Here is a 25134-nt window from a genome sequence, read left to right as displayed (position 1 = left end):
GAATAAACTCCATGAAGACATTTAACAATTTCTATAACTCATCAAATAATTCACTTCCGGGTCTGATGCGGTCAGGGTTCTCAGCTATCGCCTTTAATCGCATATCCAGTAAATCTTTTTGCCAAGCCGGCAAATCACCAGAAAGATATTCAATATCGGGATATAAGCTTTTTATGCGCTCCCAGTCTTCCAATGACATTTGTACTGCTGTTGTACGCCCTCTCCCGTCCGACAAAAACTGTAAATCCATACGCAAAAAATGAATACTAACAAATATAGTTATTCAACCTTAAATATACGTCAGACAGAAGCTCAAATTTCAAAACAGTAAGGCATCACACTTCCTCACAAATTTCAAAACTCAAATCCCCAAAGCCCCGTCTTAAAACTTACTACTTACTACTTACTCCCCCCGGCACCACCACCTTCAACTCATTTCCAGCCTGAAGGCCGCTCAAGCCCGAAGCAATATACCGTACAGTATAGCTCCCCGGCTTAACAGCATATCCCTTAGCCAGGTTGAAAGTAGCAGACACGCTGTCGTGAGGGTTCACCAGGATATAACTTTCAGACGGCGGCGGCATCACCCTGCGGGCCATCGCTCCCTTATAATCCGCTTCTGTTCCTGCCTTATCGGTTACACTCAGATATTTGCCCAGAAGAGGCTCAAAAGGCGTATCCCATTTACAAAAATGCTGAACCGTATCCGAGTGATTATAAACCACAAAAGTCAGCATCACTGAATCAGCATTCACAGGCGCACCCGCAGTTTGCAGCTTCACAACGGGACCAGAACCACTTTCAAGTCCACTTCCGGACTCTTTCCTGGTTTTACATCCCACGGCCAAGAGGCCCCCTATCAATACTATAAGCAAATTTTCACGAATCATTTCTCTATAAATAAACTTCAGTAAAGGTAGCAAAAGAGGATAACCATTATGACCCCATTGTACATTATTGGACAACCCGCGGCTGATTCGTATCCAAAATATTCGTTTATATTTGCCACACACAATAAACACCAGTTACACACACTCCTTAAACATGTTTCGCACCACATTCCGTTCCACCCATTTAAGAATATTCAGTTTACTCATCCTTTTACTCCTGCAAGCCAAGACTCATGCAGAAGATGGTTATAAACTGTGGCTGAGGTACGACCGGATCCAAAATAAAAAAACACTCAGCCTGTACCAGGATCAGCTGAAGCAATATACCTTCATGGGCAGTTCAGCTACCATCAACGCTGCCAAAACTGAACTCCGTAACGGCCTCAGCAGCTTGCTAGGCAAAAAGATCCCCGAAACAGACGCAATAAAGAACAACAGCATCGTGGTGGCCCCCCTTTCCAGGCTTGGAGCAAATGCAGATAAAGAGCTGCGTGCACAGCTTCGCCAGCTTGGCAAAGAAGGCTTCATCATCAAAAACATCACAGGAGGAGGAAAGAATTACACGCTTATCACTGCCAATTCCGACATCGGGCTGCTCTACGGCACCTTCCGTTTCCTGCAGATCTTAGCTTCCGAAACCAGTATCGCCCGCCTTTCTGTAAGCGATTTTCCCAGACTGCAAAACCGCCTGCTCAATCACTGGGATAACCCCGATGGGAGCATCGAGCGCGGATATGCCGGAAGATCTATTTTCGAATGGAACACACTCCCCGGAAAAATATCCCGGCGATATATCGATTACGCAAGAGCCAACGCCTCCGTCGGCATCAACGGGACCGTCCTCAACAATGTAAATGCCAATCCCAATATCCTCACCCCTGAATACCTGGTAAAGGTAAAAGCGCTAGCCGACGCATTCAGACCGTATGGAATAAAAGTGTACGTTTCTGTCAACTTCGCCGCTCCCATCAGGATCGGGAAACTGGCCACTGCCGATCCCGCAGATCCGGCAGTAAAACAATGGTGGAAGAAGAAAGCAGATGAGATCTATCAGCTCATCCCCGACTTCGGTGGGTTCTGCGTAAAAGCAAATTCAGAAGGGCAGCCTGGTCCCCAGGATTATGGACGATCACATACCGACGGAGCAAATATGCTCGCCGAAGCTCTTGCTCCTCATCGGGGGATCGTGATGTGGAGAGCCTTTGTCTATAAAAACAGGGAACAGGACCGCATCCGGGAGTCCTATGACGAATTTCATCCCACCAACGGCAAGTTTGCATCCAACGTATTCCTGCAGGTAAAGAACGGGCCGATCGATTTTCAGCCGAGAGAACCCTTTCATCCCCTGTTTGGAGCGATGGACAAAACGCCCCTGATGCTCGAAGTTCAGCTTACGCAGGAATATCTGGGCTTCAGTACACACCTGGTCTATCTCGGGCCGCTCTTTGAAGAATGCCTTCAGAGCGACACCTACGCAAAAGGACAGGGAACGACCGTGGCAAAAGTAATTGAAGGCAAGGTCAGCCCTCAGAAAATGACGGGTATCGCAGGCGTTGCCAACATCGGTGATGCCCGCAACTGGACGGCACATCCCTTTGCCCAGGCCAACTGGTATGCCTTTGGCAGGATGTCATGGAATCCCGAACTTAAAGCATCCGGCGTGATCCGCGAATGGAACATTCTCACCTTCGGGAACAATAAAGTGCTGCTTGACGGCTTGCAGCAAATCACCATGCAATCCCGTGAAGCGGCCGTCAACTATATGGGTCCGCTTGGTTTGACGATGCTTATGGATATCAGCCACTATCGCCCCGCCCCCTGGAGACGCGATAAACCGGCGCCAACCGGCACCAGGGAGAGCTTCCACCGCGCAGATGAAAAAGGCATTGGGTTCGACCGCACAGCAGCCGGAAGCGATGCAGTCAGCCAGTATGCCGGCGCCTTGAAAGAACGGTTCAACGATATTCATACCTGCCCCGAAAAATTTCTGCTATGGTTTCACCATGCCGACTGGGACTACAAAACCTCCTCCGGGAAAACCCTCTGGAATGAACTTTGCTACCGTTATTCCGCCGGAGTCTACACCGTCAGGGCCATGCAAAACAAATGGGAAACCCTGAAAACGCTCGTCGATCCCGAACGCTTCACACTCGTAAAGAACTTGCTGACCGAACAGGAAAAAGAAGCCGTGATATGGCGGGATGCCTGCCTGCTCTATTTCCAGACTTTTTCAAAAAGACCTATTCCAGCAGAGCTGGAAGCGCCGGCGCATGATTTGGAATATTATAAGGCTTTGAAAGTAAGTATGAATTAGGATAGTATATACATTATTTACGTAACCAATATGCAGCCAATGCATCTTCAATGTCTTCTTTTATAAATTCCCAATAATTTCCACGTAAGCATTTGGGGTCGAAATCCTCATCAGCAAGACTGAAATCTGAAAAATTATTCAGAATAAGATGTTCGTCGTGGTTGTATTGATAGCGTTGCTGATGCAGGCCCAGCATCCTCTCAATACTTAAAACGGATAATAGTTCATGAAGATCCCAAAAATCTTTTTTACGACCACCACGTTGCACCACATCAATCTTCATCGCTGCAATTTCTTCGGCAGTTGCAAGCCGGATATTATCTTCCACTAAAGCGGGTTGAATAAAAGAATCAGTATAAAAGACATCCAGTTTAATAGAATGCCCCGCCTCTGCCCCAATGAAATACGACTTGCCCATCGCAGGAATCAAATCTGCCGAGTGTTCCGTATAAGGAAAGGTACTTTGCAGGAAACTGTCAAGTTCGGAAAAATCAATACTTCCGTAAGGAGAGTCTGTAAAAAGATCAATATCTATTGATTCGCGATGTCCTAATTGTAAACTTAATGCTGTCCCTCCAACCAAGCGGAATTTCTCAAACTCCCTGGAGTTCATCAGGACAAGAAGGTATTCTCGTAAAAGATCACCAATCGTATTATAATGTAACATCACAGTCTACTTTGAGGCACCCGGTATGTGGAAAGAACGAGGAGTCCTCCCCGTGTTTAAGGCCGACTGAACCAGCTCTTCCCCATAAAACCGCACGAGCTCATTCTTCTCCTGCTCATTGCCACGTTCAAAAACCCGCTGAATAACCGCTTTATAGTGCTTGTTCCAATCGATTCGATCGATATCAGCATCCCAGAATAAAGACTTTCTCAAAAGAGATAAATCGGGTTTAGCTCTCTCCCATTTCTCTTTTTCCATACGAATATCGTAATAGGCCTGTAGTAATACCAACGTTCCTTCTTCAAGGCCCAATTCCTTCTCTATTTTTAGAGCGAGGGCTGTACTGATTCCCCTCTTTCCCCTCGCTATTGCATTAAATGTCTGAGGATGTTCGGCAACCGACAAAGCAAACGGCCGTTGCTTGAGCGAGCGTTTTTTTAATTCACGCTCAAGAACTACTCCAGGATGAATACCCTTATATTTCTCAAACCGCTTGTCCATATACAAATATAAACAAAATTGTTTACAAAAAAACACCCCAGATCGGCCCCCTTTAAACGCCAGCCACCACGTCATGCCAGAGAAAAGTATAAGTCTTTCCCTTAAATATTCAAATACAAGCCGACATCATCCCGGAACTTTGTCTTATAAAATTTCCGCAACATGAAGACAAATAACGAACAAGCAAAAATCGTCCTGGTAACCGGGGGAAGCCGCGGGATCGGGAAAAGCATCGCATTACACGCCGCAGAACGGGGACTCGGCGTGATCCTGACCTATAACAACCGTTCAGAAGAAGGGCTGGCAGTAGCCGCAGAGATCAAAGGCAACGGAGGCAAAGCAGTCGCCCTTCAGTTAAATGCCGCCGATATCCGCTCCTTCAGCCGTTTCGCCGGCCAGGTTTCAGAAGCACTCCGGCAGGAATGGAACCGGGAAAACTTCGATTACCTGGTGAACAATGCAGGGATAGCTCAGCGTACACTTATTAAAGACACCACAGAGGAGCAGTTTGACGAACTGGTGAATGTCAACTTCAAGGGTGTTTTCTTTCTCACACAGAAGCTCCTGCCGCTCATCAATGATGGCGGCCAGATCATTAACATCACCTCCGGACTGGCCCGTTTTGCATTTCCAGGTGTAGCCGTGTATGGAGCATTGAAGGCAGCAACAGAAGCACTGACACGGTATTTCGCCAAAGAATACGCCGACCGCAAGATCCGGGTGAATTCCGTGGCGCCCGGGGCCATCGACACTGAGTTCGGCGGCGGAAAAGGCGACGAAGCCCACCGCCAGCAGATAGCCGCCAGTACAGCGCTCGGCCGCCTGGGCGAAGCCGACGACATAGGCGCTTTCGTCGTCTCCCTCCTTTCCGACGACAGCCGCTTTGTTAATGCGCAGCGCATTGAAGCAGGCGGGGGCATCATGATATAAACGGCACCCGCGCATCCATGATGCGTGCTAAAAGATAGGAGCTCAAAACTTGTTTTATATGCAACTTTATCAGAACTTGCATATAAACAAGTTCATCTTTTCAATTTTCAACCATCCGAACGCAATGGAGTATACAGATATCCGGTCAGTTTCAGAGCTGCACGAGTTTTTTCATTACGATAAGCCGCTGCATCCCCTGATCACCATTGTCGACCTCGCCAAAGTCGACCGTTCACATAGAAAGGAAGGCGCCAGATACAGGCTCAATTTATACTCTGTGGCCTGCAAAAAGATAGAGGGCCGGATGAAATATGGCCATACAAACTACGATTTCTCCGAAGGCACCCTGATGTTTACCGCGCCCCACCAGGTGTTATCGCCAGGCATTGAGAATAAAGTGACAGGATGGGCCATCTACATCCATCCTGATTTCCTGAATGCAAGTGCCCGGGGAAGCAAGCTCACCGAATATTCTTTCTTCGGCTATGAGGCCAACGAATCCCTCCATATCTCAGACGCTGAAAAGAATGTCCTCGAAGACTGCCTCCGGAACATCTCCAGGGAGATATCCGGCAATTTAGACCAGCACTCCTACAATCTCATCCTCACGAACCTCGAACTGCTGCTGTCGTACTGCTCGCGGTTTTACGACCGCCAGTTCCTCACGAGGACAAAAGTCAGCCATGATATCGTGGAAAGGTTCGACAGGCTTCTGAATGATTACTTTGCCAAAGGTTCGCTGATAGAATCGGGCCTGCCCGACGTAAAACATTTCGCTTCAGAGCTCAACCTCTCAGCCAATTACCTCACCGACCTGTTAAGCAAATATACCGGCAAATCCACCCAGGAACACATACACCTGAAGCTGATTGACAAAGCAAAGGCATTGCTCTGGAGCACCGAAAACGCCATCAGCGAAATAGCGTACGACCTTGGATTTGAGCATCCTTCTCATTTCACGAAGCTTTTCAAAAGCAAAACCGGGTATTCTCCAAAAGCCTACAGGCAACTGAATTAATCAAGGCAAGTTTGGTTCAGTCGTTTCAGTTTCTTTGACGGATAATACTTCCAAAATCTGTTACATTTTAAAATTTCTGACGTAGAACCATATAAAGAAAAGCCAACCGCGATGCAGGTCTCTATCAACTTTGACGATATTTATGATGCTGTCTCGATATCTGATGATTTAACAGAAATGATTTTCAATGCCCCGCAGAATGATGGAAACACTTGTCAACTGCTTGTTAAAATCAAAAAGCATCCGGATCCGCACTTGCCAAATGTTTATAACCTTGGATTTGGGCCGCCTAACAGAAGCGGAGGTTTCCGTGACAATGTCAGATTGCATCACAAAAATATAAACAAGGTATTTTCAACCATCTTAATTCTGGCATTGGTCTTTCTGGATGAAAATCCGTCTTTAGTAATAGGAGTCGATGGGTCTGATGATTTTCGGGCAAGATTTTATCACCGAATGTTAAAACACAACCGTCAATATTTGAGTGACTATTTTATTGCAATTGGCGTTGACTGGTATGTACGTATTTTTAGAGATGGAAGCTATGAACAGAATTCGGATGGGACATACATAGCCAAACCAAGATCTGAACCTTTTGATTACAATCGGGAGAACAGAGATCTCTATCGATATTATATGTTCCGTCGATGTTCGTAGCAGGCATTGTTTTTGTTGAGAATTGGATATATTTGTATTATGAATCAGCGTGTTCAACAAAAGATGGCCGAACTGAAGAAGATGGCGAGCAAGTCAGCAAAACCTGCTTCTGCCACTAGCGAGATGGCGTTCGGATCAGACAGTTTAAGTAAAGTGATCAGAAACAGCAAGGATGCTGAAGTTTTTATGGCCGAACTTGATTCAATCGCCAGAAGAGCAAAATAGGGCGATCAGGCTATATTCCGACAGCAAAGTTTCCTTGTTTATCTAAAGCTGCCGCTGTTTCTTAAACTCCGTAGGCGTACACCCGTACTTCGATTTAAACGCAGTCGAAAAATAATTGGGATTTGCGAAGCCGATCATGTATGTCACTTCCGCAATTGTATAATCCTCATTTGCCAGGAGATACTCTGCTTTTTTCATTCTGCGGTTCAGGATGTAATCAGAAACACTATAGCCAAGCAGCGCCTTAACCTTCCGGTACAGCTGCACCCTCGACACCCCGATCTCTTTGCAGATATCATCCACACTAAACTTATCATTAGACAAGTTCTGCTCTATGATCCCGTTAAAATCGTTGATAAACTTCCGGTCTAAACTTTTGGGGAGCGCCAGCTTCTCTGTTCCGCTGATATCACTGGTAAAATGTTCCTTCAGCTTAATCCTGTTCCTGATCAGGTTCTGAATGCTGGCCAGTAAAAAATCAAAGTTGAAGGGCTTGGTAATATACAGATCAGCCATAGCATTCATGCCCGAAATCTGCTGTTCGATGCTGTTCTGAGCCGTCAGCAGGACCACCGGGATGTGCGAGGTTCTAAAATCCGATTTAAGCTTCCCGCACAAACTCTTTCCCGACAGGTCAGGAATCACCACATCCGACAATATAAGATCGGGCACCCATTGAAACGCAAGGTTCAACGCAGCAGGCCCGTTGCCGGCCGTGTATACCTCGTAATGCTCGCTGAGCTTTTCCTCCAGGTATTGCAGCAAATCTTCGTTGTCTTCCACAAGCAGGACGGAAAATTCCTTAGGAGCTGCCAAAGCATCGCTTTTCTTTACAGCAGGAACCAGGTCAAAGTCGGCAGTATAGAGTTTAGACTGCCGATCCAGGTCCACCATATCCTCCTGCGCCGTTACTTTTTCCTCCTGACTCAGATGCCCGCTTCCCAATGGCAGGCGAACCGTAAAGACTGAGCCATTCCATTTTTCACTTTTAACTTCGATCATTCCCTGGTGCAGGCGGACGATTTCACGGGAGAGAGACAAGCCGATTCCCGAACCTACAGTCGGGGTATGATCAGCCTGGTAAAACTGGTTAAACAGCTGCCCCGTTTCCCCCGGGCTCATACCGATGCCATTATCCTCCACCGCCACACATGCATACCCCTCACCATCCTGCCAGATGCGGACATATACCAATCCCTTATCCCTCGTAAATTTGAGCGCATTAGATATCAGGTTAAAAAATACCTTATCAAGCATCTGGGTATCAAACCAAACCTTCATCTCACGGTCCTGCGAGATACAATTCAGCTGCACATTAAGCTTTTGGGCATGATGGCGGAAACTCTCTGTAATCTCCCGGACATAAGCAACCAGGTCATTTTCAGAAGCTTTAATCTTCTGTTTATCATATTCAATTTTCCTGTAATCGAGCAGCTGGTTCACCAGCTTTAAAAGACGGAAGGCGTTCTTCCGGATGATCTGGATATTCTTCCCCCCCTCCGGCATCCGGTCCTGCTTCAGCAAATCATCTACCACCGAGAGCATTAAGGTAAGAGGTGTGCGAAACTCATGGGATATATTCGTAAAAAAGTTCAGTTTCGCTTCCGCTGCCACTTTTGCTTTCTCAGACATTTCAACCAGCTGGTTCCGCTGCGCCAGGATCTCCATGTTCTTAGCCTCCAGGCTCTTATTGATCTTCCGGTTTTCCATCAGCGAGAATGATGCCAGTCCCCCCAGCACGATCGTTAAAACAAGTGTAATCACCAGGATATTCAACACCACCTGCTGACTGTTATAAACGGCCCGTTGTTCTTCCAGCAGCGCCTGCTGCTTTTCTATATCTTTCTGCTGGCTGTTGATCTTGTTCCACTGCATTTTCATTAACTGCACATTGGAAGAATCAATCACCAGCGACTGCATATTATTTTCCCGGCTGAACGGCTCTTTGCTGAGAATACGGAAGGCAGTAACAATAGCCTCCTTGCCACCGGTGGGATACAGCAAACTGGCATTCAGCATTTTGCCTGACACCATTTCCAGGCCGCCGCCGGTACCGGGCAACGCATCCACGCCGATCACCTTTACCGACCCCGACAGGTTTAGCTTATTCAGTATATTCCGGGCACCTGCCGCCATCACATCGTTCTGCGCAAAAATATAGCTCGCATCCTTCAACTGTTCCCTGATCTTCCAAAGCTGTTTTTCGGCATGTTCTTTTAACCAGTTGCCGTACACTTTCGCTTTCAGGCGAACATTTTTGTTGTCCCTGATAGCCTCAGTCAGGCCCCTGTCCCGTTCTATGGCGGGGGATGAACCAGGCAGGCCCATCACTTCGATCAGGTTAACAGGGGTGGTAGCCTGAGAGGAAATATACTGCCCGGCAATTTTGCCTACCTGGTAGTTGTCGGCACCTACATACGAAGTATACAGCGGCGAGGCTGTTTTCCGGTCTATGATAATCACCGGTATTCCGCGGTTATATACTTCTTCCACAATGGGCGTTAAAGGCCTGGCTTCATTAGGGGAAATAATAAGGAGATCGATGCCTTTATCAAGCAAACGTCTGACCTGCTGGATCTGCTGTGCACTATTTCCACCGGCATCTTCATAGATAAAATTCGCGCCGGGATGCAGGGAAAGCTCCATTTTCATCTCCTCCAGCATCGTTCTTCTCCACAGGTCAGATCCCACACACTGGGAAAAGCCGATCGTAAACTTTGCTTTTTTGTTATCCTGCCCACACCCCGACAGCAAAAATGTTATCAGCATGATCACCCAGACACCCGCACCGTATAACCGCATCTTCGACGTTGTCATCAACATAAACTTTAAAAAGAATAATCCCGGGAAAAAATAATTGGCTTAACGACTCTTCCTTCAAATGTAAGAATAAAGTTTTTAGCCCGACAAATCAGGACTGCTGATGATCACCTGGCTCCATAGAAAATATGAAACACAACCGAAGATTGGTGCAACATAATTGTAGATCAGTATGACTACCACAACGCAAAAACCAACACAAACACCTAACAAATAGCCACTTAACAAAACCGAACAAAATTCAGAGATTTTTGAAATAAAATCAATGCCTTCAGGCAGACAGGCACCGTAACTTGCCGGAGTTAACTAATTAATACCCTCATACCCATTTAAATTATATGAAAAAAAATTCTGTTTTGGCCTGGTCCATGGTCGTGGCTCTCGGCGGATTTCTGTTTGGCTTCGATACGGCGGTGATTTCAGGTGCTGAAAAATCTATCCAGCAATACTGGAACCTGTCGGTTTTTGAGCATGGCCTGACCATTTCGATTGCACTCATCGGAACAGTTATAGGCTCGATGCTCGGGTCCCGTCCGTCCGACCACTTCGGACGTAAGAACACCTTATACATGGTCGCTTTTGCTTATTTAATATCCTCTTTAGGCACCGCACTAGCCGACAACTGGCATATCTTTTTATTTTTCAGATTTCTCGGAGGCTTAGGTGTCGGCACTTCATCCGTTACCGCTCCTATCTATATTTCAGAAGTATCACCTGCCGACAGGCGCGGCAGGCTGGTTGGTCTGTTCCAGTTTAACGTGGTGTTAGGCATCCTGATCTCCTATCTCTCCAATTACCTGATCAGCCAGGGCGGCGAAAGTTCATGGCGCTGGATGCTGGGAGTTCAGGCAGCCCCTTCCTTGCTGTTTCTTATATTAATCCGTTTTATCCCCGAAAGTCCGCGGTGGCTCATCCTCAAAAAAGGAGCAAGTGCTCAGGCTCTTGAGATCTTGCGGATTATCAATCCGCTTAACTGCGAACAGGAGCTAAGATCGATCGAAAATTCTAAGTTAAGCCAGACAAGTGCCCCTGAGACACGGCTTTTCTCCAGGCAATATAAAGCACCGGTCATCCTGGCGGTATTGTTCGCATTCTTCAACCAGGTTTCCGGCATAAACGCCATCATCTATTACGCTCCCCGGATCTTCGAAATGGCGGGACTAGGCGCCCATTCCTCGCTCCTGTCAACAGTAGGCATCGGAGCCATTAACTTTGCATTCACGCTCATGGCCATCAACTTCATTGATAAAGTAGGAAGGCGTGTACTGATGCTAATCGGGTCCGTCGGCTTAATCGGCTCCCTCTTCCTGGTGGCGGTCACATTCAATTCAGGGCAGTTCAGCGGCTTTGCAATCCCCATTTACGTGATGGTGTTCATCGCGTTCTTTGCTTTTTCGCAAGGTGCCGTTATCTGGGTATTCATTTCCGAGATCTTCCCCAACCAGGTAAGGGCCAAAGGCCAGACTTTGGGCAGCTCTACCCACTGGATAATGGCTGCATTAATCGCCTTCAGCTTCCCCTACCTGGCCGAGAAGCTAGGCGGCGCCGTCACCTTTTACTTTTTCGGCTCCATGATGATACTGCAGCTCATTTTTGTATGGCGTTTCATGCCCGAAACAAAAGGAAAATCACTGGAACAGATAGGAACAAACGTTATACTCCATTAACTGATATTTTTATGAATAATAGTGAAATTATACCGGTAATTTGTTACGGTGAAATCTTATGGGATGTATTACCGGACGGACCTCAGCCTGGAGGTGCTCCACTTAATGTAGCTTATCATCTCAATAAACTTGGACTGCCTGCCAGCCTGATCAGTAGAGTGGGAAAAGACGACAACGGCCGGAAACTAGAGAACCTTATGGATAAATGGGGTATCAACCGCCAGTTACTACAGGAAGATGGAGACCATCCTACCAGCGAAGTAATCGCTAAAATGAACAATAGGAATGAAGTGTCTTATGAAATTGTATTTCCAGTAGCCTGGGATTATATCAATGACGCAACAGAAATCAGTAGCTATATTAAGCCGCAGACGTACTTTGTATTTGGAAGCCTTGCCTCCCGCAATGACATCACACGGAATACACTTTTCAAGCTACTTGAAAAAGACTCATTTAAGGTATTCGATATTAACCTTCGACCACCATTTGTCAACAGGACGCTCTTGATGAAATTACTTGAAAAGTGTGATTTGGCAAAGCTTAACGAAGCCGAGCTGGAAATGGTACAGTCCATTTTTCATGGATCATATGAGAAGGAGGCAGATCAAATCAAATTTATCCAGGACAAATTCAGCATACAAGAAATAATTGTAACGAAAGGGGAATTTGGAGCTTCGTATTATAAAGGAGACAAAGCGTATCATTGTGCAGGGCGTGAAGTAAAGGTAGCGGATACCATCGGCAGTGGCGATGCGTTTCTGGCAGCTTTTTTATCCAATCATTATATAGGCGAAGAGCCAAGGATTATGCTTCGAAACGCTATTGCTATGGGCGGTTTTGTAGCAACCCGTAAAGGTGGCTGCCCGGAATACGACGCAGAAGAATATCTTACCTTCCGAAGAGAAATTTTTTTATAAACCATAATAAACCCAATTTAAAACCGATATGAGAAAATTAATACTTCTCTTAAGCCTGATATGTGCCTGTGCAGGTACATCTTTCGGGCAATCCAGGATGGTATCAGGAACAGTCACCAGTAGTTCCGGAGAACCCCTGGAGGCAGCTAATGTCGCTGTTGCAGAAACACAGAAAGGAACACTAACAGACAACAGGGGGAAATTCCAGATCCGTGCCTCTGTCGGACAAACATTACGTATAAGCTACATAGGGTCGAAGCCTTTTACCTGGAAGGTCGATGCTGCAACCGCTAATGTAAATATTAAACTTGAAATAGGGTCCACTGCCCTCAACGATGTAGTCGTAACCGGCTATCAGGCACAACGCAAGGCCGATATTACCGGAGCGGTGGCGGTTGTAAATACAAAAGACATTGCCAGCATACCCACCGGTAATGTAACTTCTTCCCTGCAGGGAAGAGTCCCGGGTTTAACTGTCTTTAATGATGGTACTCCCGGCGGTGTTGGCACTTCAACCGCTATAAGAGGGCTAACCAGCCTGGGCAACAACACCCCTCTTTATGTGGTGGACGGAGTGCAAACACGCGACAATATTGCCACCCTTTTAAATTCAAATGATGTCGAATCCATCCAGGTGTTAAAAGACGCCGCTTCAGCCTCTATTTATGGTGTACAGGCAGCAAACGGAGTAATTATAATTACGACTAAGAAGGCTAAAAAGAACGAAGTCAGGATAAACTTTGACTCTAATCATTCCTTGCAGCAGTTTCACACCGGAATTGATATGCAGAATACTCAGCAATGGGGGGAGGCGTACTGGACTGCCTACCAGAATGACGGCGTAAAGCCCCATCACGACCTGTACGGCAGCGGGGATGCTCCGGTAATTCCTGAGTTTATAGATGCAAAGAAAACAATTCGTGCCGGAAACACCAATTGGGCTAAAGAGGTGTATCATAACGCCTTACTGCAGAACTACAACTTGTCCGTATCAAAAGGCTCAGACAACGGGAGTTCGACCTTCTCTTTCAACTATTTTGATCAGGATGGTTTGATTAAACATACGAATTTTACCCGCTTTAACGGGCGGTCGAATTCCGATTATAGCTTTTTAAAAAACAGGATCCGGATTGGTGAGAACTTAAATGTCAGTAAATGGAACGAGAAGTTTAAGCCAGGTGGAATAGAGGAATTAACTATTGCCCAGCATCCGATTATCCCTGTCTATGATATATACGGAGGATATGCCGGCCCGACACAGGGTATTGGCGACAAACCTAATCCTATCCGGCTGCTTGATCAGCAGCGCCAGAACAGGTCTGAGCAATGGCGTATTTTTGGCAATGCGTATTTAGAAATCGAGCCTTTAAAAAACCTCGTTTTCCGTTCCAATTTCAGCATTAATTACCGTAATGGCTTCTCATCCAATTTCGAGCCTAAATGGAAGGAGGGCGACAGGACCGTGGATAAAAATATGCTGACTGTTAACTCTGATTATGACCGCCAGTGGATATGGACAAACTCAGTGTCTTATCAATATATCATGCAAAAGCATTCGGTTAATTTATTTGCAGGTACAGAATCAAAAGAACAGCTTAATGAAAACCTCACCGGTTACCGGGAAAACTTTTTGATCGAAGCCCTGGATTACCGTTACCTGAATGCCGGAGATGGTAAACAAACTAATGGAAACGGAGCCTCCCGTTACGCTATTTCCTCTTATTTTGGCAGGTTAAATTATGCCTACAGTGGCAAATATCTGCTACAGGGGACATTAAGACGAGACGCCTCCTCCCGGTTCGGGGCCAATAATAACGAAGCATTCTTTCCCTCTGTTTCAGCCGGGTGGAGAATCAGTGAGGAAAGCTTCCTGAAAAATGTGAGTTTCATCTCTGACTTGAAACTCAGGGCGAGCTGGGGGAAAAACGGAAATGATCAGATTGATAACGAGGCTACCTATACGAAATACCGTACAGACCTCATACGTGCCGGATATGATTTGGGAGGTATCAATCAGGGGACAATTCCCAATGGTATTATCAAAGAGCGAACAGGTAATCCAAATATAAAATGGGAATCTACAGCTCAGACCGATTTCGGATTTGATCTTTCTGCCTTAAAGAACAGGTTGAATTTCACATTTGATTATTTCATAAAGAACACAAGTAACCTGCTCTTTGACCGCCCTTATATCGGGATAATCGGGGAAGGCGGATATATGGCTTACAATGGTGTCTCTTTGAGTAATAAAGGTGTCGAAGGGACAGTAAACTGGCAGGATAAAATCGGAAGGGATTTTAGCTATAGCCTTACCCTTACTGGTTCGGGCTACAAAAACAGGGTAACTGAGGTCCCTGAAGACATTTATTATACCTATGGCGGCGGAAACGGAATAAACTTAAGTATTGTTGGTCAGCCCGCAGGGTCCTGGCTCGGTTATAAAACCAACGGTTTATATCGCACCACCGAAGAACTGAATGACGGTATTAATCAGCCGGGCAAGGGATTGGGAAGGATCCGTTATGTTGATGTCAATGATGATAAAATAATTGACGATAAAGACCGTGTGTGGCTGGGTTCTGATCAGCCAAAATTCACAGGAGGGTTAAACGTGGCCCTCAGCTATAAAGCTTTTGATTTCGCGTTTTTCGTAAATGGCATGATCAGAGACGCATATAATAATGCCAAGTTCTACACCGACTTTTTTCAACTATGGACAGGTAATCACGGAACCCGGCTGCTCGGCGCCTGGAATCCAACAACGAATTACGATTCTTCGATTCCTGCATTGACTGCAGTTAATCTGAACGACGAAGGCAGGCTATCTGATTATTTCATTGAGAACGGATCCTACCTCAAACTAAAGAACATCCAGTTGGGCTATACGTTGCCCTCGTCAGTGGCAGGCAGGTTAAATATAAAAAATCTGCGCATTTATTTACAGGGACAGGACTTATTAACTATTACTAAGTATAAGGGTGCAGATCCTGAAGGCCTGGGTTATCCATATCCCCTGCCAAGAATTTATACTGTTGGTCTGAACGTTGGATTTTAATTATAACCAAATTATAAATATATAAGTTATGAAATATATCTGTGTATTACTGGGGTTGCTGCTGTTTGGCACCGCTTGTAAAAACGATTTTTTAGATACTAAGCCTAAAGGAAAACTGAGCGACGAACTGCTCAATACGCCCGACGGCATCGAATCGCTATGTGTTTCTGCTTATGCGGCACTGGCAGGTCCGGAAGGGAATGACGGAACTTTTCTATCCCCGACAACTAACTGGGTTTACGGGGACGTACGTGCAGAAACTGCTTATAAAGGGGGTGGCGGCATTGGAGACATAGGCGAATTTAATGCTTTTGAAACCTTTAACGGGGTGTATGCAACAAACGGATTGCTGGATCGTAAATGGTTCAATCTCTACATCAGTGTTCAGCGTGCTAATAATGCTATAAGGAGGCTGAATGCGGTGACCGAACAACAAGTGCCTCTGAAAAACATCCGACTGGGAGAAATGAGATTCTTGCGCGCGCATTTTTTCTTCGAACTAAGCAGGCTGTTTAACAAAATCCCATATTTCGATGAAAATGTTGCTACGAAGGATTATATTAAAATTTCAAATATTGAGTTTACCAGGGATCAGATCCTGGAAAAAATTGCCGCAGAATTTGCTGCTGCCGCAGAATTATTACCGGCCACTCAGCCCGAACCCGGTCGCGCGACCAAGTATGCAGCTAAAGCCTACGAGGCAAAGGTGACCTTGTATCGTGCCTATAAGCAAAATGCAGATAATACGCTTGCTGGCGTTGACCAAACATTGCTGAACAAGGTAATCAGCCTTTGTGATGATGTTATCGCCAACGGAGGTTACCATTTGTTATCCGACTTCCAGCAACTTTCGCAGGCCGAATATGACAACAGCAGAGAATCGGTATTCGCCGTTCAGTATTCCATAAATGATGGCACTGCCCAAGGCAGGATTAACTGGAGCAATTTATTGAATGCGCCGCGTGGCCCGGCTTATAGCGGTGATGGCTTTTTTCAACCCAGCCAGAATCTGGTCAACTCTTATAAAACTGACGCAAATGGATTGCCGTTATTTGACAGCTATAATAACAGTAATATCATGACTGTCGGGGACGGTCTTAATAACAATGTAGATCCCCGACTCGACTTTACCGTTGGCCGGATCGGAATACGCTGGAAAAACTATGCAGCGGCGCCGTATGGTGCGGACTGGGCCCGTGAACCGGCAACTTACGGGTATTACGCCAATAAAAAAGCATTAGTATCTCCAGAATCTCCTTCCATGGTAAAAGGTTTTCCCTGGGGCGGTTCAGCACTCAACTTTTGCATCATCCGCTATCCTGACCTTTTATTATGGAAAGCAGAAGCATTGATAGAGTTAGGTCGTCAGGTGGAAGCCGTTTCGCTGATAAATGAGACCAGGACCCGTGCCGGGAACAGTAAGTATGTTCTGGCATGGAACAATACCAGCTCTACTGACTATGCTGCGAGATATACAATTGCGACCTATCAGCCGGGAGTAAATTGTAACTGGACCCAGGATTATGCACGAAAAGCTTTGCGGTTTGAAAGAAAGCTCGAGTTTGCAATGGAGGGGGAACGCTTTTTTGATCTTATCAGATGGGGAATTGCAGAACGGGTGCTAAACGAGGAGTACTTTGCAAAGGAAAAGAACCTGAGAACCTACCTGCAAAATGCAAAATTTATAAAAGGGCGTGACGAGTATTTTCCAATACCTCAAGCTCAGATAAATTTTTCGGGAGGTCTGTATAAACAAAATCCTGGGTATCTATAATGGGATAATCCCTGGAAGCAGAATGCGCGGTTAGCATTCTGCCCTCTTTTAAAGGAATTGTTGACATGATTAAAAATTCTGATATGATCCGTTATAGATACCTTCTCACAACCATTATTTCACTTGTATTTCTTTTTAGCCAGACAAGAGCTGCAAATGGTCAGAGTACCTGGCATTTTGAAGATGAGTCTTTACAGGCTGAAACAAGGAGGCCAGGCTCCATAGAGCTGCATATTACCAGTAACCGGAGTAGACCAGAGTTAGTGAATGGTTTTAAGGGTAAAGGCCTGAGGACAGATGGATACTCCACCTGGCTTTCCGGTAAGGTTGGGGATTCGCATCTGCGCAGCCTGCAGGCAGAATTCGCCCTCGAAACCTATCCAACAGACACTGCCGGCTTTTTTGCGTTGGGGAACGGACAGTTCTGGATTTCGGCATGTGTTGACCGTTTCGGGCAACCCATACTGGGAGTCAGTAAGAATGATAGGGTAAACTATTATGGTTCGAATGTGACTATTGAAAAATTTAAATGGATCAATGTCGCGCTCAATCTCACCAGCAGGGAAGTGGAATTACTTCTCAATGGCAAATCTGTAGTTGCAATTGACATTACCACAAATCCGGTTTATGCAGGTGCCGATACTGTCTTAATTGGCCGTGACTGGAGGGAAAAAAGTGTCGGAGTTTTTCCGGTGACAGCAATCAACGGCATCATTGATGAACTTGTTGCCTCTCCTGACGAGCTGAATAAGACAGAAATTACCAGGCTTAACGATCGCCGTAAGCATCAAAAAGCCATACTTGCAATTCCTCAGGAACGATTTAAAAATGATTTTACCCGGCCGCGCTATCACCTTTTGCCTGCCGCGAACTGGACGAATGAAACTCATGCGCTGATTTTCTACAAAGGGAAATATCATGTATTCAATCAGAAAAATGGAGCAAACTTATTTCTGGGACAAATAAACTGGGGACATTTCAGCAGCCCCGATCTCATTCAGTGGACCGAACATAAGCCTGTTCTTACACCTCAGCCAGGCTATGATCAAAACGGTATATGGTCAGGCTGTGTTATTACTGACGACACCGGTCATCCCGTAATATTTTATTCAGCAGGCGGCGATAAGGGTATGAATATCAGTGCTGCATACCCTGATGATGACAGCCTCAATGGCTGGCATAAATACTCCGGCAACCCGGTAATAAAAGGCAATCCGGGACAATTCAGCCGAACGGATTTTCACGACCCGATCGTATGGAAACATGAAGAAACCTGGTATATGGGCGTTGGTTTCGGCCTTGAGGAAAATGGTATTCAGAAAGGAACCATCTTACTTTATAAATCAACCGATTTAAAAAATTGGACGTACCTCCATCCGCTGTTTACCGGTGATCCGGAGTGTGATGATTCGGGCGTGTTCTGGGAAATGCCCCTGTTCTGGAAAATGGGAAATAAATACGTCCTGCTCGTGAATAAGGTACCCGAAAGGCGAAAGCCTGCGGTTGCCATGTACTGGACAGGCGACTTCACCCGCGAAAAGTTCGTCCCTGACGATCCGGCGCCAAAGCGACTGGAAGTCATCAACCGGCTGTTGTCGCCTTCAGTTGCTATAGACGCTATGGGCAATACCACCGCCATTGCCATTATTCCCGATGAAACCAGTGCACAAGAAACCTTCAGCAGAGGATGGACTCACTTATACAGTATTCCGAGAGTTTGGACTCTTGATAACGGCAGAATCAAGCAATCGCCACATCCGGCATTATCCGGGTTAAGATCATCGGTAACAGAATTCCCTCAAACAACCATTGACACGACATCAACTTTATTGCTGACCAGGGATAACCACCAGGTTGAGATCAGTGTAGATATTACACCGGCAGATGCAAAGCAATTTGGCCTACTCCTCGGAAAAGATGCAGAAGGGAACGAGGTCAGCAAGATATATTTCGATGTCGACAAGCGTCTTTTAGTGGTTGATCAAACGCATTCGAGCCTTCGGAAATATGTTCCGCTCCAGGTTCGTACAGGAGGCTTTACTGTTACACCCGGCCAGAAAATAAATCTGCACCTGTTTATAGACGGGTCTGTTATAGAAGGATTCATCAACAATCAGGATGCTTTTACAACCAGGATATTTCCTTCAAAGGCTGAAAGCAACCGCGTAGAGCTGTTTTCCAGAGGTGGGAGCATTCAGTTATCGGAGGCCAAAGTATGGATGCTAAAAAGCAGCAATAACCAAACGGCATTCTAGTCAGTTAAAATAACGACGATGAAACGATTCAACATAATTCTTGCAGAACTAACGAGTGCGACAGTCATGCTTGCTGTGTCCTGTGGATATTCACAGCAAACCACACCCAAATATCCGTCAGCGGAAGTCACTTACCACGAAAAATATAGGCCGCAATACCATCTGACCCCGCCGCGTGGTCCGTTATTTGATCCTACTGCGCTTGTTTACGTAGATGGCGAATATCAGGTCAACAAAGGAATCGCTCTGAGCAAAGATCTGGTGCATTGGAAATTAGGGAGGGCACAGAGCTTGAGCACAGATTCGGTTGCCGAAATGTCCGGTTCTGCACTAATTGACAGCTTTAACACCAGCGGTTTTGGAGTAAATGGAGAACCTCCCATGGTTGCCATCTACTCGGGCTTGCGGCGGAAAGACGGGCGTCAGTTTCAAAATATAGCCTACTCCACGGATAGTGGCAAAACATGGACCAATTATAAAGGCAACCCAGTGATAGATATAAACTCAACAGAATTCCGGGATCCGCAGGTGTTCTGGTTTGCACCCGAAAAGAAATGGGTGATGGTTGTCGCACTGGCAGCCGAAAGGAAAATACGGTTTTACTCCTCCGCCAATCTTAAAGAATGGCAATTCTTAAGCGACTTTGGACCGTTTGGTGCGGTTAACGGTGTTTGGGAATGTCCCGATTTCTTTCCCCTTCAGGTCAGGGATTCCACCGGAGTATCTAAGTGGGTACTCGAAGTAAGTGTTCAACCAATCGGAGGCCAGTATTTCATAGGAGATTTTGATGGCAGGGCGTTTACTGCTGATGCTGAGTTCATGAAAACATCAGGTATTGAATTACCTGAAGGCAAGGTGATCTTTGATTTTGAAGAAGGATTAGCAGATTGGAAAAAAGAAGGTGGAGCTTTTTCCGCATCACCGGCCAGCGGACCGCTTCCCTATCAGAATGCAGTCCTGGGATATGCGGGAAGACACCTGATCAACAGCTTTTATCCGGGAGATAAGGGGACTGGTAAATTGACTTCGCCGGAATTCCTGATTGACCGTCCCTTTCTGAATTTTCTGATTGGAGGAGGTTTGCACCCCTCGACAGCATGTGTCAATCTTATAATAGACAATAAAGTTGTAAGGACACAAACCGGAACGGAGACAGAAGCGCTCTATTGGACCGGATGGGACGTGTCATCATGGAAAGGGCGGAAAGCAAGACTTGAAATAGTCGATAACGAAACAGGCCCGTTTGGTCATATCATGATCGACCACGTTATGCTGGCTGATAAACTTGCACGGAAAAGCCGGGAGAATGCATTCTGGCTTGACTACGGCCCCGATTTTTATGCAGTAAGATCGTGGGTTAACGGACCAGCCCAGGACAACCGCAGGATTTCCGTTGCGTGGTTGGGCAGTTGGCTGTATGCCACAAAAGTGCCCTCTATGCCATGGAAAGGGGGACACACTTTCCCGCGTGAGTTAAAGTTAGTAAATACATCTGAAGGGTTCAGGATAAGACAAAACCTTGTCAGGGAAATAGAGATATTACGTCGCGATGCAATACATCGGGAAAATCTGCAGGTCAGTAATAGAAGTACCATGCTGGATCAGCGTATTCCGGCGAATGTGTACGAAATGGTCGCGGAAATAGAACTGCCGGAAAATGGTAAATTTGAATTAGGACTATGCGGGAAGAAAGAAAATAAAACGATCGTCAGTTATAATGCCGACGAAGGGATATTAAGTGTCGATCGCAGTAAGTCAGGAGACGTAAGTTTTAGTCCTTCATTTCCCGGATTTTATTCCGCCCCTGTTAAGTTGAAATCAGGTCTTTTAAAATTACATATTCTGATTGATCAGTCTTCCATCGAAGTTTTTGCAAATGACGGTGAGGCGAACCTAACCTGTCAGTTATTTCCCGGGTCCGACGCTACAGAGATAAGTTGGAGGGCCCCAACAGGAAAGGTAAAAATACAGAAATTAACTATCTGGCCACTTAATGGAATATGGCAGAATGAGGAATAACAACACGCCACTTAAATAAATTGTTATGAATTTAAAAAAAGTCCTTTCATGCTTATGCTGCTTGCTCTGTATTATAAGCTCAAGAGCACAGCAGACAAATCTGAAGTATAACGAACACCACCGTCCCCAGCTCCATTTTTCACCAGCCGCTAAATGGATGAATGACCCCAACGGGATGGTATATTTTCAGGGCACCTATCACTTGTTTTATCAGCATTTTCCCGGCGGGACTACCTGGGGGCCGATGCACTGGGGACATGCCACCAGTAAAGATCTCGTCCACTGGCAGCAAAAGCCCATAGCCTTGTATCCCGACAGTTTAGGTTATATTTTTTCGGGAAGCGCCGTTGCCGATGTCAACAACACCTCCGGCTTCGGAAAAAAAGGACAGGTTCCCCTGGTGGCCATCTTCACCCATCACGACCCTAAAGGAGAGAAAGAAGGGAAAGAAAACTTCCAGAACCAAAGCATTGCCTACAGTGTGGACAATGGCAACACCTGGACGAAATACGCCGGTAACCCTGTCGTGAAAAACCCGGGTATCCGCGATTTCAGGGACCCTAAGGTGATGTGGTTTGCAGCAGGTAAAAAGTGGATCATGACTCTGGCCACCAAAGACAGGATCACATTTTATTCCTCTCCTGACCTGAAGAACTGGAAAAAAGAAAGCGAATTTGGCGAACAGCGCGGAGCACACGGAGGAGTATGGGAATGCCCCGATCTGTTCCCTTTGGCGTTAAATGGTAAAACATATTGGGTACTGCTCGTCAGCATTAATCCCGGAGGCCCGAATGGGGGCTCTGCAACCCAGTATTTCATAGGGCAGTTCGACGGGCACACATTTAAGTCGGATCAGCAGCAGACCCGCTGGATAGATTACGGTCCGGACAACTATGCAGGAATTACCTGGTCGAATACCGGTTCAAGAAAGATTTTTCTTGGATGGATGAGCAACTGGAACTACGCCAACGAGGTTCCTACCGATACCTGGCGTAATTCGGCGACCGTACCCAGGGACCTCGGCCTCGTAAATATAAAGGGGCAGATACTTCTTACGTCACATCCTTCACCCGAGCTGAATAAACTTGCCGGAAAACCTGTTGCAATCGCCAGTTCAGAAATCGCGAAGACAGGGAGCCTCAAGGTTACCAACCATATAAAGTTACCCGGTCAGTATACTTTGGAATTCAAGCTGGATAAGATCGATTCCTATTCCATAGAGATGTTTAATGACCAGGGCGAAAAGCTGATTTTGGGATACAATAAAGCCGAAGACAGGTATTTCATTGACCGCACCCACGCAGGCTTATCCGGCTTTAACCCGGGCTTCGCGGGCATCGCCTATGCGCCGCGGCTTACCGCAGCCTCTTCAGGTGACCTGAAGTTAGTTGTCGACGCTTCTTCCGTTGAGCTGTTTGCCGATCAGGGACTGACTGTAATGACAAGTTTATTTTTTCCGGCGAAACCCTATCAGCAACTGATCATTAAAGTAAACAAAGAAACAGTGGTAAAACGACTGGTCCTTGCCCCTATGAAATCGATTTGGTAAAACCTTCAGAAACAAGTTGTATCAGCAGAATAAGGGATGGTAAACAGATTATTGCATTTTTTTAAATCAAACTTCATGAAGATAGTATCAGGCATTTTCTTTCTCACTTTATTATCCATCACCGCATGGGGACAGCAAAGTAACGCGCCGGCCGAGGTAAACTACAGTAATTATTTTACAGCCGAAAAGAACTTCCTTGTTCTGCCTGTAAAAAATGGGGCACCCAAACGGAACATAGAGCTTTGGGTAGATGGGGTTAATACCCGTTTTTTTGATATAGAACTCGCGGAGGATACGCCGGACTGGCTGGCTTATCTGGATATCTCGCAATGGAAGGGTAAGCAGGTTGAATTAAGAGTGGACAAGATTAAGCAGGGATCACGCGTATTCAATGCGGTTGCTCAAAGTGATACCGATGGCGACGACAGCAACCTGTATAAGGAGAAGTTCAGGGGCCAGTTTCATTTTTCACCTAAAAGAGGCTGGACAAACGACCCTAATGGAATGGTCTATTACAATGGCGAATACCATCTCTTCTTTCAGCATAACCCGTATGGCCGCGGATGGGGGAATATGACCTGGGGGCATGCTGTCAGTAAAGACCTCCTTCATTGGGAAGAAGTAGGAGACGCATTGCATCCTGATCAGTCCGGGCCCATGTTCAGCGGAGGTGCGGTGATCGATGAAAAGAACACCAGTGGATTAGGAAGTCCCGGAAAACCTGCGATGGTAGCATTTTATACCGGAGCCAGATCCTGGGCGCAGTGCCTGGCCTGGAGCACAGACGGCCGTACGTTTCAAAAACTCGACAAGCCGGTTCTGCCCCGGATTAACAAGGACAACCGCGACCCCAAGGTAATATGGCACGAACCCTCAAAACAATGGGTAATGGTGCTTTATGTTGAACGTGATAAAGGGCAGCACAGCATTCAGTTCCTCACCTCTCCCAACCTGAAGAACTGGACTAAAGTCAGCAGTGTAAACGGAGGAATTGGGGGAGACGGCTATCTTTTTGAATGCCCCGAGTTCTTTGAACTGAAAATCGAAGGAAGCAACGAGAAGAAGTGGATCCTAACCGGAGCGAACAGCGAGTACGCCATCGGGACCTTCGATGGAAAAGTATTCAAACCTGAGATTGAAAAGCTTAAGGGGCAGCAGGGGCGCGACTTCTATGCCGCTCAGACGTTTAGCAATGAACCAAAAGGCAGGCGGATAGAGATTGGCTGGTGGCGTACCAACACCGACCGCGAAGGAATGAACTTTAATCAGTCGATGAGTATTCCCCTCGAGTTGAAACTTGAAAGCAGGGCGCAGGGCCTCAGGCTAACCAGAATGCCCGTTAAGGAGCTTGAAGGTCTTCGCGACAAGACTTATTCCTTTGGTAAAATGAAGCTTGGCAAAGGCTCAGCTAACCCATTGGCTTCCGTTGATATTGAGCTGGCCGAAATAAGACTTGAGTTTGCACCCGGCACCGCAAAAGACGTTGCTCTAAATGTCCGGGGAGTGCCGGTGGTTTATAACGCCGAAAAGCAGCAGCTGACCATTGATGGAGTTACAGCCCCCGCACCCTTAATAAAAGGAAAGCAAAGGTGGATAATTTATGCTGACAGAACCGGACTTGAAGTTTTCGCCGGAGACGGCCTGCTGTTCATGCCTGTAAATATTAACATAAAACCCGAAAACAGGACTCTTTCGCTTTCTGCCAGTGGCGGCACCGCTGCCATTTCCGATATAAAAGTCTACGCGTTGAAGAGTATCTGGCATTGATTTGCCAGATACTTCTGTGTGGGCAGCATTTTAACGGGGGCTGATAGGGTTTGTCTGTCAGTCCCCGTTTTGTAGGATGATTGCAAGTCTTCACCCTTTTTTACATTCG

The 25134-nt window shown here is 46.3% G+C and carries 18 protein-coding genes; 13 read left to right on the top strand and 5 right to left on the bottom strand.

Annotated features, from left to right (window positions below):
* Positions 1-31: 31 nt before the first annotated feature.
* Both DDR33_RS17490 and DDR33_RS17485 read right to left on the bottom strand, forming a co-directional pair.
* A complete protein-coding gene (locus DDR33_RS17490; protein WP_109417100.1) occupies positions 32-250 on the bottom strand; it encodes an addiction module protein in 219 nt (72 codons plus the stop codon).
* Between the two features lie 142 nt (positions 251-392).
* Positions 393-890: a protease gene (locus tag DDR33_RS17485; protein WP_109417099.1), complete on the bottom strand. Its 498-nt coding sequence runs from the start codon at positions 888-890 to the stop codon at positions 393-395.
* Positions 891-1044: 154 nt separating this feature from the next.
* Here DDR33_RS17485 and DDR33_RS17480 point away from each other — a divergent pair, with 154 nt between their 5' ends.
* Positions 1045-3204 carry an alpha-glucuronidase family glycosyl hydrolase gene (locus tag DDR33_RS17480; RefSeq protein WP_109417098.1) on the top strand — a complete coding sequence of 720 codons (2160 nt, stop codon included), beginning with the start codon at positions 1045-1047 and terminating at the stop codon, positions 3202-3204.
* 13 nt (positions 3205-3217) lie between these two features.
* Here the strand turns inward: DDR33_RS17480 and DDR33_RS17475 are convergent, their stop codons facing one another.
* Together DDR33_RS17475 and DDR33_RS17470 are read right to left on the bottom strand one after the other, a co-directional pair.
* Positions 3218-3871 (bottom strand): nucleotidyl transferase AbiEii/AbiGii toxin family protein, encoded by a 654-nt coding sequence (locus DDR33_RS17475; RefSeq protein WP_109417097.1) that lies wholly within the window; start codon positions 3869-3871, stop codon positions 3218-3220.
* A gap of 6 nt (positions 3872-3877) precedes the next feature.
* Entirely contained in the window at positions 3878-4372 is a 495-nt protein-coding gene (locus DDR33_RS17470) for a helix-turn-helix transcriptional regulator (RefSeq protein WP_109417177.1), read from the bottom strand.
* A gap of 162 nt (positions 4373-4534) precedes the next feature.
* Between DDR33_RS17470 and DDR33_RS17465 the strand changes: the two genes are divergently transcribed.
* The 4 genes from DDR33_RS17465 to DDR33_RS17450 all read left to right on the top strand — a co-directional run bounded on the left by DDR33_RS17465 (position 4535) and on the right by DDR33_RS17450 (position 7202).
* The gene (locus tag DDR33_RS17465; RefSeq protein ID WP_109417096.1) at positions 4535-5302 is read left to right on the top strand and encodes an SDR family NAD(P)-dependent oxidoreductase; all 768 of its coding nucleotides are present in this window, start codon (positions 4535-4537) and stop codon (positions 5300-5302) included.
* Between the two features lie 58 nt (positions 5303-5360).
* Positions 5361-6320, top strand: coding sequence for a helix-turn-helix domain-containing protein (locus DDR33_RS17460; protein WP_238387848.1), 960 nt, complete (start codon positions 5361-5363; stop codon positions 6318-6320).
* Between the two features lie 111 nt (positions 6321-6431).
* Positions 6432-6977: a DUF6934 family protein gene (locus DDR33_RS17455; RefSeq protein WP_109417095.1), complete on the top strand. Its 546-nt coding sequence runs from the start codon at positions 6432-6434 to the stop codon at positions 6975-6977.
* 39 nt (positions 6978-7016) lie between these two features.
* A complete protein-coding gene (locus DDR33_RS17450; RefSeq protein ID WP_109417094.1) occupies positions 7017-7202 on the top strand; it encodes a hypothetical protein in 186 nt (61 codons plus the stop codon).
* A gap of 42 nt (positions 7203-7244) precedes the next feature.
* On the opposite strand, the gene DDR33_RS17445 is transcribed toward DDR33_RS17450, so the two are convergent.
* Positions 7245-10019, bottom strand: a complete 2775-nt coding sequence (locus tag DDR33_RS17445) for a substrate-binding domain-containing protein (protein WP_238387847.1) — start codon at positions 10017-10019, stop codon at positions 7245-7247.
* Between the two features lie 341 nt (positions 10020-10360).
* Between DDR33_RS17445 and DDR33_RS17440 the strand changes: the two genes are divergently transcribed.
* The 8 genes from DDR33_RS17440 (at position 10361) to DDR33_RS17405 (ending at position 25025) form a co-directional block, all read left to right on the top strand.
* Positions 10361-11689, top strand: a complete 1329-nt coding sequence (locus DDR33_RS17440; RefSeq protein WP_109417093.1) for a sugar porter family MFS transporter — start codon at positions 10361-10363, stop codon at positions 11687-11689.
* An 11-nt stretch (positions 11690-11700) separates the two neighbouring features.
* A complete protein-coding gene (locus tag DDR33_RS17435) occupies positions 11701-12606 on the top strand; it encodes a carbohydrate kinase family protein (protein WP_158280788.1) in 906 nt (301 codons plus the stop codon).
* 28 nt (positions 12607-12634) lie between these two features.
* Positions 12635-15661 (top strand): SusC/RagA family TonB-linked outer membrane protein, encoded by a 3027-nt coding sequence (locus DDR33_RS17430; protein WP_109417091.1) that lies wholly within the window; start codon positions 12635-12637, stop codon positions 15659-15661.
* Positions 15662-15689: 28 nt separating this feature from the next.
* Positions 15690-17435, top strand: a complete 1746-nt coding sequence (locus DDR33_RS17425) for a RagB/SusD family nutrient uptake outer membrane protein (protein WP_109417090.1) — start codon at positions 15690-15692, stop codon at positions 17433-17435.
* Positions 17436-17518: 83 nt separating this feature from the next.
* Positions 17519-19690 (top strand): GH32 C-terminal domain-containing protein, encoded by a 2172-nt coding sequence (locus DDR33_RS17420; RefSeq protein ID WP_158280787.1) that lies wholly within the window; start codon positions 17519-17521, stop codon positions 19688-19690.
* Between the two features lie 18 nt (positions 19691-19708).
* On the top strand, positions 19709-21709 hold the full coding sequence (locus tag DDR33_RS17415) for a glycoside hydrolase family 32 protein (RefSeq protein ID WP_109417088.1): 2001 nt from the start codon (positions 19709-19711) through the stop codon (positions 21707-21709).
* Between the two features lie 25 nt (positions 21710-21734).
* On the top strand, positions 21735-23258 hold the full coding sequence (locus DDR33_RS17410; RefSeq protein WP_109417087.1) for a glycoside hydrolase family 32 protein: 1524 nt from the start codon (positions 21735-21737) through the stop codon (positions 23256-23258).
* 75 nt (positions 23259-23333) lie between these two features.
* The gene (locus tag DDR33_RS17405) at positions 23334-25025 is read left to right on the top strand and encodes a glycoside hydrolase family 32 protein (RefSeq protein WP_158280786.1); all 1692 of its coding nucleotides are present in this window, start codon (positions 23334-23336) and stop codon (positions 25023-25025) included.
* Positions 25026-25134 lie beyond the last annotated feature (109 nt).

Origin of the sequence: Pararcticibacter amylolyticus (assembly GCF_003130405.1) — a bacterium.
Lineage (GTDB): Bacteria > Bacteroidota > Bacteroidia > Sphingobacteriales > Sphingobacteriaceae > Arcticibacter > Arcticibacter amylolyticus.
This window is presented reverse-complemented; position numbering and strand designations above follow the sequence as displayed.